This is a genomic window from Azospirillum oryzae (genome assembly GCF_900177515.1).
Lineage (GTDB): Bacteria > Pseudomonadota > Alphaproteobacteria > Azospirillales > Azospirillaceae > Azospirillum > Azospirillum oryzae_A.
Genome location: NZ_FXAK01000007.1, coordinates 1,395,572 through 1,408,813, shown reverse-complemented (window position 1 = coordinate 1,408,813; position 13,242 = coordinate 1,395,572). Strand labels below are relative to the sequence as shown.

The following is a 13,242-nucleotide window of genomic DNA, read 5'->3' as shown; positions in this document are numbered from 1 at the left end:
CATCGGGCCGTCCCGGGCGTCGCTGCGGCACCGACATGGCCCAGGGACCCGAGTCCAGGGAAACAGGGCGGCGGAGTTTACTGCCCCAACATGCTGCGCCGCGCAAGGGGAACGCGAAAATCCTTCCGAAGTGTGATTCGGGCGACACGCGGTCGCAGTAGCCCCTTTTTTGTCCCCCGTCCGAAGGTTCAAGTGGGGCAGCGGGGCCACCCCAATCGATTTCGCCGGCAAATGTGGCGATTCAATGGCTTATAGCCCCGGCCGAAGCGCCTAAGCCGTCCGTTCGGCGGGCCCGCGTGACATCTGACGGACGAAAGCTGTGGTATTACCAGGGTGCAAGCGGGTTGACGATGGGTCAAATTTTTGGAAGTGTTGCCGCGGCGCCCGATTGGGAGGCGCTGAACATCTGGGTAGGAGGCGGTCGCCGTAAGCGACTCGGTGACCGGAACAACGGCCCCGCGCGGGGGGTCAAACAGCCGCCGTAGAACACGGGGCGACAGCAGAAGGAGGTTTGGGATGCGGGGACGAAATCAGCGCGTAGGCGCCACAGGGTGTGGACGCTTCGCACTGGCTGCGGGACTGCTGACGGCTCCCCTGGTGGCGCTCTCCGTTTCCGGAACCGCCCAGGCCCAGACCGTATCGAAGGAAAGCTGCGTCACCCACGCGGTGGAAGCCGAACAGAAGCTCGGCATTCCCTCCGGCATGCTGGTGGCCATCGCCCTGGTCGAAAGCGGCCAGGACGGCGCTCCCCACCCCTTCGCCATGAGCGTGCAGGGCCGTCCCTACTACGCCCGCAATGTCAGTGACGCCGCCCGTCACCTTCGCGACCACCGCGGCCAGCTACGCTCCAACACCTATGTCGGCTGCATGCAGCTGTCGGTCGCCAGCCACCGGGGCGAGTTCCAGCCGCTGGAGAAGATCGTCGAGCCGCGCGACAACGTGTTCTACGCCGGCCAGCTCCTCGTCCGTTTCCATGGCGAAGAAGGCAACTGGAAGACCGCGCTGGCCCGCTACAACGGCAGCTCCGGCCGCCGCGCCCAGGCCTATGTCTGCAAGATCTGGCAGAGCCTGGGCGAACTGGACACGCAGAGCGCCAAGCTGCTGGCTTCCTCTCGCTGCGAGGACACCGATCCCGTCAGCGTCGCCCCGCGCACCCGCCGCAGCTTCCGCAACGCACAGCAGGTTGCGGCGATCAACTGATCCGTTCGCCAACAGGCCGCGCCGGCAAGAGCGCTGGCGCCGCGGTGCGTGATCGGGTAAACCCCGACGCATGAACTACCGCCACATCTTCCACGCCGGCAACCCGGCCGACGTGATGAAGCACGCCGTGCTGGCGCTGATCCTGGATCATCTGCGCGCCAAGCCGACGCCTTTCTGCGTGCTGGACACCCATGCGGGCATCGGCCGCTACGACCTGACCTCCGAGGCAGCCCGCAAGACGGGTGAGAGCGACGAGGGCATCGGCCGCCTGTTCGGCCAGCCCCTGCCCCATCCGGCACTGGCGCCCTATCTGGATGCCGTCCAGGCGCTGAACCCCGACGGCGCCCTGCGCTGGTATCCTGGCTCCCCGCGGATCGCCCGTGCGGCGCTGCGCCCGCAGGACCGCATGGTGCTGGTCGAACTGCATCCCGACGACGCGGTCAGCCTGAAGGCGGAGTTCGCCGGCGACCGCTCCGTCGCCGTCCACCAGTCCGACGCCTATACCGCGCTGAAGGCCCATCTGCCGCCCAAGGAGAAGCGCGGGCTGGTCCTGATCGATCCACCCTTCGAACAGCCCGACGAGTTCGCCCGCATGGCGGAGGGGCTGGCCCAGGCGCACCGCCGCTGGTCCACCGGCATCTTCGCCCTGTGGTACCCGATCAAGGAGCGTGCGGCGGTCTGGCGGTTCCAGGATGCGGCGGAGAAGGCCGGCATCCCGAAGGTGCTGATCGCCGAACTGACCTGGCACCCCGAGGACACCCATCTGCGGCTGAACGGTTCCGGCCTGCTGATCGTCAATCCGCCCTGGAAGCTGGACGAGACGCTGAAGGAGATGCTGCCGGCGCTGCACCGCGCCCTGCCCTCCACCGGCGGCGGGGCGGCGGTGAGCTGGCTCGCGCCTGAAACGTCATAGCGACAAGGCTCCCGATCCGGCACAGAAAAAACCCCGGTCCTTGCGGGCCGGGGTTCAGTCAGGATGGAGACCGTTCGTTATCGATGGCGTGCCGGTGCAGTCGGCTCGACATTCAGAATCGACGCTCCGTCTGCTGCGCCGCACCTTCCAGGCGGGCGTTCAGCTTGCTCATCGCGGTGTTCGCGGTGCTCGCCGACATCTCGGAAATCTTTACGCTGCGGCTGAGGACCATCTGCATGTTGTCCTTCAGCATGCGGCTCTGCGCCGCATAGAAATCGGGGACGGACCGGCTGCGCATCAGCGCATTCATCCCCTCGGCGTTGCGCGAGGCGACGTCCTGCGCCAGTCCCATCCATTCGCGCCAGGCATTCTGCCAGCCGTCGGCCAGAACGCTGCCGCACTGGACCATCACGTCCATGGTTTCGCGGGTCTGGCTGGCGACCTCGCCCTGCGCTTCCTTTGACAGGCCCAGCGCACGCTGGAGCTGCTCGGTCGTACGCCCGGCAACATCGGTGGCCTTGTTCATCATGGTTCCGGCGGTCTCGGCACCGCGGCGGGTCATGTCGGCACCCACCCCCATTGCCTTCTGACCGGCATTTGCACCGGCGTCGGCGGCCTGCCGGCCGGTCTCCGCCGCGTTCTCACCCATCGAGCGGGCGGCATCGGCGGCGCGGCGCGTGGTGGCCTCGCCGGCGCGCGTAATGTCCTCCACCGTGCCTTTCGCCCGGTCGGCGGTTTCACGCGCGCTCGTCGTGGTGTCCTTGTCCATAGCCATGCGGGATGCTCCTCGAATACGTTCGTCCGGGTGGACGCTTCTTCCCAAAGCTCGCGTCGGTCATTTTGCTGCACCGCCGCACGCGTTGAGACCTATAACACCCGGCAAGCAGAACGTTCCAGGACGCAAAATAATAACCGCACACCCGTTTTTTCGTAGTATGCGGTATTACGAAACCTTAGTGATTTACGGAGGATTCCGCATCTAATATGTTTGTCGTTTTTATTACAGCATCTTAGACATTGCGGCTCTGCTTTCCGAACCGCGCCGCGATCTCCCCGGCGATTCCCCGCCGGAACACCAGAACGCAGACGACGAAGATGCAGCCGATCACCACCGGTACCGGCAGGCTGGTCGCCGCCAGATAATTCTCCAGCGTCACCACCAGGGCGGCGCCGATGACCGGGCCGGTCAGCGTGCCCATTCCACCCAGCAGCGTCATCAGCACGACTTCGCCCGACATCTGCCACGTCACGTCGGTCAGCGTCGCCAACTGGAAGACGATGGCCTTGGTGCCGCCCGCCAGCCCGGCCAGCGTCGCCGACAGCACGAAAGCCAGCAGCTTGTAGCGGTCGGTCCGGTATCCAAGCGAAATGGCACGCGCCTCGTTCTCGCGGATCGCTTTCAGCACCTGTCCGAACGGCGAATGCACCGCCCGCCAGATGATGAAGAACCCGATCAGGAAGACGCCCAGCACCGTGTAGTACATCTCCAGCGGATTGTTCAGGTCGAAGACGCCGAACAGGACGCCGCGCGGCACCGCCTGGATGCCGTCCTCGCCATGGGTGAAGGGCAGTTGCAGGGCCAGGAAGTAGACCATCTGGCTCAGCGCCAGCGTGATCATGGCGAAATAGATGCCCTGCCGGCGGATGGCAATGATGCCGAACACCAGTCCCAGGAGGGCGGCGGCCAGGGTGCCCAGCAGGATCCCCAGTTCCGGCGACCACCCCCACACCTTCACCGCATGGGCGGTGACATAGGCGGCGCTGCCGAAGAACGCCGCGTGCCCGAAGCTGAGCAGCCCGCCAAAGCCGATCAGCAGGTTGAAGGCGCAGGCGAACAGGGCGAAGCACAACACCTTCATCAGGAATACGGGATAGAGCAGGAACGGCACCGCCAGCAGACCGGCAAGCACCACCAGCGCGCCGACTCTCGCCAGGGTCAGCCCTGCCGTCGCCGGTGCACCGGCAGCCTGTGCGGATGCCCGGCCGCTGCTCTGCGAATGAAGGCTCATGCGCTTACCTCTCCCGTCCGAACAGGCCGGCGGGCTTTACCATCAGCACCACCGCCATGATGACGAAGACCACGATGTTCGAGGCCTCCGGGTAGAAGACCTTGGTCAGGCCCTCCAACAGGCCCAGCCCGTAGCCGGTCAGCACGGCGCCGAGGATGGAGCCCATGCCGCCGATCACCACCACCGCAAACACGACGATGATGAGGTGCGATCCCATCAGCGGCGATACCTGATAGATAGGTGCCGCCAGCACGCCGGCGAGCCCGGCCAGCGCCACGCCGAAGGCGTAGGTCAGCGTGACCATCCGCGGCACATTGATGCCGAAGGCCTGCACCAGCACCGGATTTTCGGTCGCCGCGCGCAGATAGGCGCCCAGCTTCGTCTTCTCGATGGCGATCCAGGTGCTGATGCAGACGATCAGCGACGCCACCACCACCCAGCCGCGGTAATTGGGCAGGAACATGAAGCCCAGATTCCGGCCGCCACTGAGTTCCGCGGGGATCGGATAGGGCTGGCCGGAAACGCCGTACTGGTGGCGGAACGCCCCCTCGACGATCAAAGCCAGCCCGAAGGTCAGCAGCAGCCCGTAGAGATGGTCCAACTTGTAAAGCCGCGACAGCAGCGTCTTTTCCAGCACCGCCCCGAACGCGCCGACGATCAGCGGCGCCAGCAGCAGCGCCCACCAATAGCCGATGCCGAGCTGGTTCAGCAGAAGCCACGCCACGAAGGCGCCCATCATGTAGAGCGCGCCATGGGCAAAGTTGATGACGTTCAACATGCCGAAGATCACCGCCAGCCCGAGGCTGAGCAGCGCGTAAAACGATCCGTTGATCAGCCCCAGCAGAAGCTGACCGAACAGCGCCTGGGGCGGAATGCCGAAAATCGTTCCCATCATGAGCGTCGCTCTCCTCAGCGGCATCGCCGCCGCGGCACCGGTCCGAAGACCGTCACCCCGGCGGGAATGCCGCTCCGTCACGTCATGGCGTTTGCCCTGTCGTCATGTTCCGACGCGATCACTTCGGCAGCTTGCAGCCACTCTCCTCAAAGGTGGCGAAGGCCTCCTTGCCGGGGATGGTGCGCAGGATTTGGTAATAATCCCAGGCGCCCTTGGACTCCGACGGCTTCTTCACGCGGGCCAGATACATGTCGTGGACCATGCGGCCGTTCGGCAGGATCGTGCCGTTCTTGGCGAACATGTCGTTGACCGGCATCTCCTTCATCTTGGCGGCGACGGTCAGACCGTCGTCGGTCCCGGCGGCCTCGATCGCCTTCAGATAGTGGCGGACAGCGGAATAGCTGCCGGCCTGCACCATCGTCGGCATCTTGCCGTAGCGGTCGAAGAACTTCTTGGACCAGGCCCGGGTCTCGTCGTCGCGGTCCCAATAGAATCCGGTGGTCAGCACCAGATCCTGGGCAACCTGCAGCCCAAGCGCATGGACGTCGGACAGGAAGATCAGCAGGCCCGCCAGCTTCTGCTGACCGCTCTGCGTCAGGCCGAACTCGGAGGACTGCTTGATCGAGGTGATGGTGTCGCCGCCGGCATTGGCGAGGCCGACGATCTTGGCGCCTGAAGCCTGCGCCTGCAGCAGGAAGGACGAGAAGTCGGCGGTGTTCAGAGGCGCCTTCACCGACCCGACGATCTTGCCGCCGGCCTTCTTCACCTCGGCCGAGGTGTCGGCCTCCAGCTGGTGGCCGAAGGCGTAGTCGGCGGTGATGAAGAACCAGCTGTCGCCGCCCTCCTTCACGATGGCCTGCCCGGTGCCGACCGCCAGGGCGCGGGTGTCGTAGGCCCAGTGGAAGCCGGTGGGGGAACAGGCGTCGCCGGTCAGGCGCGAGGTCGCCGGACCTTCCATCAGGAAGATCTTCTTCTTCTCCTTCGTCACCTCCTGAACCGCGAGCGCGACACCGGAATTCGGCACGTCGACGATGGCGTCGACGCCGTCCTGGTCGATCCACTGGCGGGCGAGGTTGGAGCCGATGTCGGGCTTGTTCTGATGGTCGGCGGTGATGATCTCGATGGGCTTTCCGAGGATCTTGTTGCCGAACTCCTCCGCCGCCATCCGCGCGGCAATGGCCGACCCCTCGCCGCCGAGATCGGCATAGAGGCCGGAGCGGTCATTCAGCACACCGATCTTGACCGTGTCGCCGGAAAGCTTGCCCTGCTGGGCCATGGCGGGCCCGGCGGACATGACACCGATCGTCAGGGCAGCAAGGGCGGCACCGGCCAGAAGACGTGCGATCATACGTGAATTCCTCCCCACAGCGTTGCGTTGCGCATGTTGCGGAAGACCGTCCGGATCGGTTCGTCCGGCGGTTCCCGGGTGGTCGCGTTGGCCTGCGCATTTGGTTTCATCCGAAACCGTCAGGTCGTCCGCGCCGCCCTTTCCCGATCACTATGCAGGCGCATCACCTTGTGCGGAAAGCGGAATTTCAGCGGCCCCAACAATTTTCATCAAGAGTCGGCCGAAACGGGGGCTTTTTCCATTCGGCGGTGTATGGGGGGCGGCGGAGGCGGCGCGGCGGCCTGCCGGCGCCGGTCGATCCGCCGCATGACCGGCGTCACACTGATGCCATGGACGAGAATCGAGAGAAGCACGATCAGGCCGGTGACGGCCCAAAGGGCATTGGGCACGTCGAACTCCGCCGCATTCAGCGCATAGGCGACGTAATAGATGCTGCCCATGCCGCGGATGCCGAAGAAGCCGATGGCCAGCTTCTCGCCGACCGGCATCGCCACGCCGGCCAGCCCCGCCACGCCGGCGATGGGACGCACCAGAAGCAGGATGACGGCCGCGGCGCCGACGGCGCTCCAGGACAGGGCGTCGATCAGCCCATGAGCCAGGGTGCCGCCGAACAGCACCAGCATCAGCATCATCAACAGCCGTTCGGTCTGCTCGACGAAATCATGGAGGCGCTCGTGGTATTCGCTGTTCCGTTCCGCATCGCGCAAGGCGAGCGCGGCGACGAACACCGCAAGGAAGCCGTATCCACCGACCAACTCGGTCAGGCCGTAGGTGACCAGCGTGATACCGAGTGACACGAAGCCGTCGCCGGTCCGCGACAGGTTCGCCCGATTCGGAACGCGGAAGGTGACGTAGCCGAGCACTCGCCCGACCAGCCAGCCGACTCCGACGCCGGCCCCCAGCTTCCACACCACATCCAGCAGCACCCAATGCTGCAGCAAATCCCAGGGCGGGTTGCCGTTCAGCAGGGCGACGCCGATGGCGAGATGGACGAAGGGAAAGGCAAGACCATCATTCAGACCAGCTTCGGAGGTCAGGCTGAAGCGGATCTCGTCCTCCTCGCCCGACTTGGGCGGACCGACCTGGACGTCGGAGGCAAGGACCGGATCGGTGGGCGCCAGCGCGGCCCCCAGCAGAATCGACGCCGCCATCGGGAAATCGAGCCAGTACCAGCCGATGAGGGCGATCATCAGGATCGACAACGGCATGGTGATGCCCAGCAGCCGCCAGGTGATGATCCAGCGGCGCCAGCCGATGCGGCGGTCCAGCTTCAGCCCCGCGCCCATCAGTGAGACGATGACGATCAGTTCGGTCAGCCGCTCCGTCGCCTCGGGAAAGGCCAGCGGCTCCGGGTTCTCCAGCCGCAGGGTGCTGAACACCGCGAAGCCGAGTCCGACGCAGATGATCGGCAGGGAAAGCGGCAGTTCCTTCAAGACCATAGGCAGCCAGGCCACCAGCAGGATCAGAACCCCGAGCCCCACCATCATGACGATATAAGACATAAGCCGCCCGTTGCCTTGGCGCCTTCGGCACGGCTCGGCGGCCGGAAATCGTCCTGCCGCACCGACTGTGGCCGCGCGAAAGCCAATCCCCGTCAACACGCGAAGGCGCCGATGAGTTCAGAACGGATGCTGAAACGGTGCGGAATGGATGGTGAGGGTACCGGCTCGTTCGATTTCGTTTTCCTGACCGTCACACCATGATGGAGACGAATGGAAAGCGGGAACCCGATGCCACCCGCGGGAGCCGGAACCGCGGGCGCCGTCGCAAAGTCCGGCCGGTCAGGCCGCGGAGGTCATCGGAAAGCCGCTGTAGTCGAGCGACGCCGACCAGAAGCGTTCCAGCTTGCGCAGGGTCTCGTTGGCCTTGGTCAGTTCCTCGTCGCTGAAGCCGGCCTTTTCCAGGGCGGTCAGATGACGTTCGAACATGACGCTGATCTTCTCGCGCAGGTCCAGGCCCTTCTCCGACAGGCGGACGCGGACCGACCGGCGATCGTGCGGGGAGCGTTCCTGGCCGAGATAGCCGTTCTCGACCATCTTCTTGACGTTGTAGGAGACGTTGGAACCCAGATAATAGCCGCGCGCGGTCAGTTCGCCGACCGTCATCTCGTCTTCGCCGATGTTGTACAGGATCAGGCTCTGGACGTTGTTGATGTCCTGGATGCCGAGCCGGTCCAACTCAGTCTTGAGCACTTCAAGAAAGTGGCGGTGAAGCCGCTCGATCAACAGAATGCTCTCGTAATAGGGTCTGCGCACCGCGGTCTCCTTTGGCTCTAACCGGCCGTTCCCCGCGCAAGGACGATACCGGGACCTTAAAGCGAGATTAACCGATCATTCGTCGGCAATCATCCTAATAATTCCAGAAAAAGTCTGGCACAACCCGTCTGTACAGGCGCCTTTCGCCGGGTGTCCCCACACGAAGGTTTTCGGCCGGGAGGCACCACCGGCATAAGCGGAAAGGAATGGTCGCGAGACCGCCTGCGCGGCCATTCCCCCGGGATCCTTGCTCCGACGGCGGATCGTCAGTCGCGGAAAACCAGATCGCCGCCCGCCGGTTCGGCAAAGTGCCGCTCGACATCCGACGGGCCGACATCGGCCAGGTCCGCCGGCTTCCATTTCGGGTTCTTGTCCTTGTCGACCAGGACGGCGCGAATTCCCTCGTAGAAATCATCCCCGGCCAGACAGGCGAGGCTGAGGCGCAGTTCCTGCACCATGCAGCCTTCGAAATCCAGTTTCGCCCCGCGGCGGAGCGCGGCCAGCGTCACCTTCAGGCTGGTGGGCGAAACCCGGCGCAGGGTGGCGAGCTGGCCTGCCGCCCACTCCGTCCCCTCGGCCTCCAGCGCCTTGACGATGGCCTCCACGCTGTCGAAGGCATAGCAGCGGTCGACCGCAGCCCGGATGGCGCTCACCGCGGCCTCGCCGGCTTGCCCCCGATGGGACGCGACCGCCTCGTCGGCCGGGACGCCGGCGGCGAGATCGTCGATCAACGCGTCGATCCCGGCACTCGGCACGAAGGCGTCGGCGGCGCCGATGGCCAGCAGGTCGGCCGCCTTCAGCCGGTCGCCGGTCAGCCCAAGCCAGATGCCGACCTGCCCCGGCAGCCGCGGCAGGAAATAGGTGCCGCCGACATCGGGATAGAGGCCGATGCCGGTCTCCGGCATGGCGAACATCGTGCGCTCGGTGACGATGCGGTGGGTGCCGTGGACCGAAAGGCCGACGCCGCCGCCCATCGAGATGCCGTCGATCAGCGCGACATAGGGCTTGGACAGGCGCTTGATCAGCCGGTTCAGCACATATTCCTCGCTGAAGAAGGCGCGGATCGGCCCGGTATCGCCGCGCCCTTCCTTCACCGCCTTGCCGGCCTCGTACAAGCTGACGACATCGCCGCCTGCGCAGAAGGCCTTTTCGCCGGCACCGCGAATCACGACGGCCTTGACCTCCGGATCGGCATCCCACGCCCGGAGCTGCGGATCGAACAGCCTGATCATGCCCAGCGTCAGCGCGTTCAGCGCCTTGGGCCGGTTGAGCGTGACGAGGCCGATCGCGCCCCGACGTTCGAACAGAATCTCAGCAGCGTCGCTCATCGTCTTGTATTTTCTCGGTTATCGTTGCGAATCGGGCGGTGGCGAGCAGTCTGTTCCATCCCCGCGATGCTCCAGGGCGTGGAGACCGGCCCAAAGTGATGATACGGGAGCCGGCGGCGCTGTCAAACCTACCATACGGGTCCGGATGTTCGCCGATGCGCGGAATAGGAACAACGCCCCTCTTGGACCGTTGCGGTCACGCTCTCATCTGAGAACTGCTCCTCTCAGACGCATTACGGAAGGTCAGATGCCGATGCCGCTCCACATCCTGCCGGGTGACGCATGAAGGTCGGAATCATCCTCAACCGGCAGGCGGGCTCGCTGGTCGACCGGCCCATCGACGGCGCCGAGGCGGCGATCCGCAATGCCTTTCAACGCCAGGGCGCCACGGTGGACCTGCACACGGTCGACGGTCCGCAATGCACCGACACCATCAGGCGGGTGCTGGACTCCGATGCCGAGACGGTGGTGGTCGGCGGCGGCGACGGCACATTGCACAGCGCGGTGAAGCTGGCTCTGCCCACCGGCAAGACGCTGGGCGTGATTCCATTGGGCACTCTCAACCTCTTGGCCCGTGATCTTCGCATTCCGCTTGAACTAGAGGATGCGGCCGAAGCCCTGGCCGCCGGCCGGGTGCGGGTCATCGACATCGCGGAGGTGAATGGGGAGCCCTACACCAACAGTTCCATCCTCGGCTTCTATCCCCAGGTGGTCCAGGAGCGCGAGCGCCAACGCAAGCAGCACCGGCTGCTGAAATGGCCGGGGGCCGCGGTGGCCATGGCGAAAACCCTCTACCGCCTGCCGCTGCTGGATGTGCGCCTGGACTGGGGCGACGGTCTCCGCCGCATGCGCACGCCCATCCTCGTCGTTTCCAACAACGTCTATGACGACGGATTCGGCCTCGTCCTGTCGCGGCAGTCGCTCGATGCGGGAAAGCTCGGGGTCTATGTCGCCCGTGAACGGAACGCATTCGCGATGCTGCGGTTGATGGGAAGGCTGGTTGCCGGTTCCTGGAAGCAGGACGAGGGGTTGGAAACCTATGCGGTGACCAGCCTGACGGTCCACAGCCGCCGCCACCGCCTGAAGATGGTCAACGATGGCGAGATCCGGAAGCTGCACGCGCCGCTTCATTACCGGATTCTCCCAGGTGCTCTGAAGGTTCTGGCACCAAGCTGAGAAAAAGGATGAGAATGGCGTGAAACGGCTCGCTCACATCTCCGACCTGCATTTCGGGCGGATCGACCAGCGCGTGGTGGACGGGCTGCTGGCCGACCTCACTGAGCAGGCTCCCGACCTGATCGTCATCTCCGGCGATTTCGTGCAGCGGGCGAAGGCACGCCATTTCCAGGAGGCTAGGACATTCCTGGAGAAATTACCCTTTCCATACATGGCCGTACCGGGGAATCATGACATTCCGGTTTACAACGTGTTCAAGCGCTTCACCGACCCGTTCGGCCATTATCGGCGATACATCACCAGCGATTTCAGCCCGCTGCATGTCGATGACGAGATCGCGGTGCTGGGCATCAACACCGCCCGTCCGGTCATCATGGATTTTTCCGAAGGGCGGATGAACCGGCGCCAGATCGCGCGGGTGCGCGAGGTGTTCTGCGGCATGCCGGACACCGTGTTCAAGGTGCTGTTCACCCACCATCCCTTCCTGCCACCGCCGGACCTGCCCAAGACGCAGCTGGTCGGCCGCCATAAGCTGGCCCTGCCGGCGCTGGAAAGTTGCGGCGTCGACCTGTTGCTGGCCGGCCATCTGCACAAGGCCTATTCCGGCGATATCATGAGCTTCCACACTCAGATCGCCCGCTCGATCCTGGTCGCCCAGGCCTCCACCGCCACCTCCACACGGCTGCGGAACGAAACCAACGCCTACAACCTCATCACCGTCGACCACCCGTCGGTGACGTTCGAGGTGCGGTCCTGGGAGGGTGCGGCCTTTACCAGCGGGCTGACATCGAGTTATCGCAAGGAAAGCAACCGCTGGACGCTGCAGGGGCAGGACACCGGCTTTCGCCCCGTCGCCGGGGAGCCGGCTACAGACAACCCGGTCGCGGCCCATTGGGACAAGGTCGCACGGAATGCAAGCGGGGAAGCCCGTGGCGGGGCATGAGACCTGCGCAAGGCAGACGGCCCGGTCCCAAAGGACTGGAGCCGCGGCCGCGGCTTGAGTTCACTATGCGGGAAGGCGTAGGATCGCGGCACTCGTTCTAAGTGCATGGTCTCCCCGATGCCGATCACCCTGCCCGCCGCCTTCCCGCGCACCCGTCTGCGCCGCAACCGCGCCGACGCCTGGACCCGCCGTCTGGTCGCCGAGAACACGCTGACCGTCGACGACCTGATCTGGCCGGTCTTCGTGATCGAAGGCGCGAATCGGCGGGAGCCGGTCGCCTCCATGCCCGGCGTGGAACGGCTGACCATCGACCTGCTGTGCGAGGCGGTGGCGCAGGCCGGTTCGCTGGGCATTCCCTGCATCGCCCTGTTCCCGGTCGTCGGCTCGGACTCCAAGTCGGAGGATGCGGCAGAAGCCTACAATCCGGAAAACCTGATGAACCGCGCCATCCGCGCGGTGAAGGCGGCGGCGCCGGAGGTCGGCATCCTGGGCGACGTGGCGCTCGACCCCTACACCACCCACGGCCATGACGGCATCCTGCGCGACGGCTACATCCAGAATGACGAGACCGTCGAGGTCCTGATCCGGCAGGCCCTGTCGCAGTCCGAGGCCGGCGTCGACATCGTCGCTCCGTCCGACATGATGGACGGCCGCATCGGCGCCATCCGCGACAAGCTGGACGCCGAGGGTTACCAGTTGACCCGCGTCTGCTCCTATGCCGCCAAATACGCCTCCGCCTTTTACGGCCCGTTCCGCGACGCGGTGAATTCCGGCGGCTTCCTGAAGGGTGACAAGACCACCTACCAGATGAACCCCGCCAACACCGACGAGGCCCTGCGCGAGGTCGCCTGCGACCTGCAGGAGGGGGCGGACATGGTGATGGTGAAGCCCGGCCTGCCTTATCTCGACATCATCCGCCGGGTGAAGGACCAGTTCGCGGTGCCGACCTTCGCCTATCATGTGTCGGGCGAGTACGCGATGCTGCGCGCCGCCTCGGCCAACGGCTGGCTGAACTACGAGAAGGCGCTGCTGGAGACGCTGATGGGCTTCAAGCGTGCCGGCTGCGACGCCATCCTGACCTATGGCGCGGTGGACGCGGCGAAGCTGCTCAAGCAAGGCTGAGCAGTTCGGGGCCATCTTTGAGCCGTTCAGGGCCGCGGAGCGATCCGCGGCCC

12 protein-coding genes are annotated in these 13,242 nt (G+C 65.3%); 5 read left to right on the top strand and 7 right to left on the bottom strand.

The window, feature by feature from the left end; genetic code table 11:
* Window positions 1-516: 516 nt before the first annotated feature.
* Both B9N97_RS19180 and B9N97_RS19175 read left to right on the top strand, forming a co-directional pair.
* Window positions 517-1,200 (top strand): lytic transglycosylase, encoded by a 684-nt coding sequence (locus B9N97_RS19180; RefSeq protein WP_085089353.1) that lies wholly within the window; start codon window positions 517-519, stop codon window positions 1,198-1,200.
* Window positions 1,201-1,270: 70 nt separating this feature from the next.
* Window positions 1,271-2,113: a 23S rRNA (adenine(2030)-N(6))-methyltransferase RlmJ gene (locus B9N97_RS19175; protein ID WP_085089352.1), complete on the top strand. Its 843-nt coding sequence runs from the start codon at window positions 1,271-1,273 to the stop codon at window positions 2,111-2,113.
* A gap of 112 nt (window positions 2,114-2,225) precedes the next feature.
* Here the strand turns inward: B9N97_RS19175 and B9N97_RS19170 are convergent, their stop codons facing one another.
* The 7 genes from B9N97_RS19170 to B9N97_RS19140 form a co-directional block, all read right to left on the bottom strand.
* Complete coding sequence (locus B9N97_RS19170; RefSeq protein WP_085089351.1) at window positions 2,226-2,888, bottom strand: phasin family protein; 663 nt, start codon at window positions 2,886-2,888, stop codon at window positions 2,226-2,228.
* Between the two features lie 235 nt (window positions 2,889-3,123).
* Window positions 3,124-4,122 (bottom strand): branched-chain amino acid ABC transporter permease, encoded by a 999-nt coding sequence (locus tag B9N97_RS19165; protein ID WP_085089350.1) that lies wholly within the window; start codon window positions 4,120-4,122, stop codon window positions 3,124-3,126.
* A gap of 4 nt (window positions 4,123-4,126) precedes the next feature.
* Window positions 4,127-5,014 (bottom strand): branched-chain amino acid ABC transporter permease, encoded by an 888-nt coding sequence (locus tag B9N97_RS19160; protein ID WP_085090662.1) that lies wholly within the window; start codon window positions 5,012-5,014, stop codon window positions 4,127-4,129.
* A 121-nt stretch (window positions 5,015-5,135) separates the two neighbouring features.
* On the bottom strand, window positions 5,136-6,365 hold the full coding sequence (locus B9N97_RS19155) for an ABC transporter substrate-binding protein (RefSeq protein ID WP_085089349.1): 1,230 nt from the start codon (window positions 6,363-6,365) through the stop codon (window positions 5,136-5,138).
* Window positions 6,366-6,574: 209 nt separating this feature from the next.
* Complete coding sequence (locus tag B9N97_RS19150) at window positions 6,575-7,867, bottom strand: cation:proton antiporter (RefSeq protein ID WP_085089348.1); 1,293 nt, start codon at window positions 7,865-7,867, stop codon at window positions 6,575-6,577.
* Window positions 7,868-8,146: 279 nt separating this feature from the next.
* A complete protein-coding gene (locus B9N97_RS19145) occupies window positions 8,147-8,620 on the bottom strand; it encodes a MarR family winged helix-turn-helix transcriptional regulator (RefSeq protein ID WP_085089347.1) in 474 nt (157 codons plus the stop codon).
* Window positions 8,621-8,886: 266 nt separating this feature from the next.
* Complete coding sequence (locus tag B9N97_RS19140) at window positions 8,887-9,948, bottom strand: enoyl-CoA hydratase/isomerase family protein (protein WP_085089346.1); 1,062 nt, start codon at window positions 9,946-9,948, stop codon at window positions 8,887-8,889.
* A gap of 282 nt (window positions 9,949-10,230) precedes the next feature.
* Here B9N97_RS19140 and B9N97_RS19135 point away from each other — a divergent pair, with 282 nt between their 5' ends.
* The 3 genes from B9N97_RS19135 to hemB all read left to right on the top strand — a co-directional run bounded on the left by B9N97_RS19135 (window position 10,231) and on the right by hemB (window position 13,189).
* A complete protein-coding gene (locus B9N97_RS19135) occupies window positions 10,231-11,124 on the top strand; it encodes a diacylglycerol/lipid kinase family protein (protein WP_085089345.1) in 894 nt (297 codons plus the stop codon).
* 19 nt (window positions 11,125-11,143) lie between these two features.
* Window positions 11,144-12,067 (top strand): metallophosphoesterase family protein, encoded by a 924-nt coding sequence (locus B9N97_RS19130; protein WP_085089344.1) that lies wholly within the window; start codon window positions 11,144-11,146, stop codon window positions 12,065-12,067.
* 117 nt (window positions 12,068-12,184) lie between these two features.
* A complete protein-coding gene (gene hemB, locus B9N97_RS19125; RefSeq protein WP_244560787.1) occupies window positions 12,185-13,189 on the top strand; it encodes a porphobilinogen synthase in 1,005 nt (334 codons plus the stop codon).
* Window positions 13,190-13,242: the final 53 nt, after the last annotated feature.

Excerpts from the sequence above, each read along its gene's own strand:
- B9N97_RS19150 (WP_085089348.1), bottom strand. The coding sequence starts at position 7,867 with ATGTCTTATATCGTCATGATGGTGGGGCTCGGGGTTCTGATCCTGCTG.
- B9N97_RS19155 (WP_085089349.1), bottom strand. The coding sequence starts at position 6,365 with ATGATCGCACGTCTTCTGGCCGGTGCCGCCCTTGCTGCCCTGACGATC.
- B9N97_RS19160 (WP_085090662.1), bottom strand. The coding sequence starts at position 5,014 with ATGGGAACGATTTTCGGCATTCCGCCCCAGGCGCTGTTCGGTCAGCTT.
- B9N97_RS19135 (WP_085089345.1), top strand. The coding sequence starts at position 10,231 with ATGAAGGTCGGAATCATCCTCAACCGGCAGGCGGGCTCGCTGGTCGAC.
- B9N97_RS19180 (WP_085089353.1), top strand. The coding sequence starts at position 517 with ATGCGGGGACGAAATCAGCGCGTAGGCGCCACAGGGTGTGGACGCTTC.
- B9N97_RS19170 (WP_085089351.1), bottom strand. The coding sequence starts at position 2,888 with ATGGCTATGGACAAGGACACCACGACGAGCGCGCGTGAAACCGCCGAC.
- B9N97_RS19140 (WP_085089346.1), bottom strand. The coding sequence starts at position 9,948 with ATGAGCGACGCTGCTGAGATTCTGTTCGAACGTCGGGGCGCGATCGGC.
- B9N97_RS19165 (WP_085089350.1), bottom strand. The coding sequence starts at position 4,122 with ATGAGCCTTCATTCGCAGAGCAGCGGCCGGGCATCCGCACAGGCTGCC.
- B9N97_RS19175 (WP_085089352.1), top strand. The coding sequence starts at position 1,271 with ATGAACTACCGCCACATCTTCCACGCCGGCAACCCGGCCGACGTGATG.
- hemB (WP_244560787.1), top strand. The coding sequence starts at position 12,185 with ATGCCGATCACCCTGCCCGCCGCCTTCCCGCGCACCCGTCTGCGCCGC.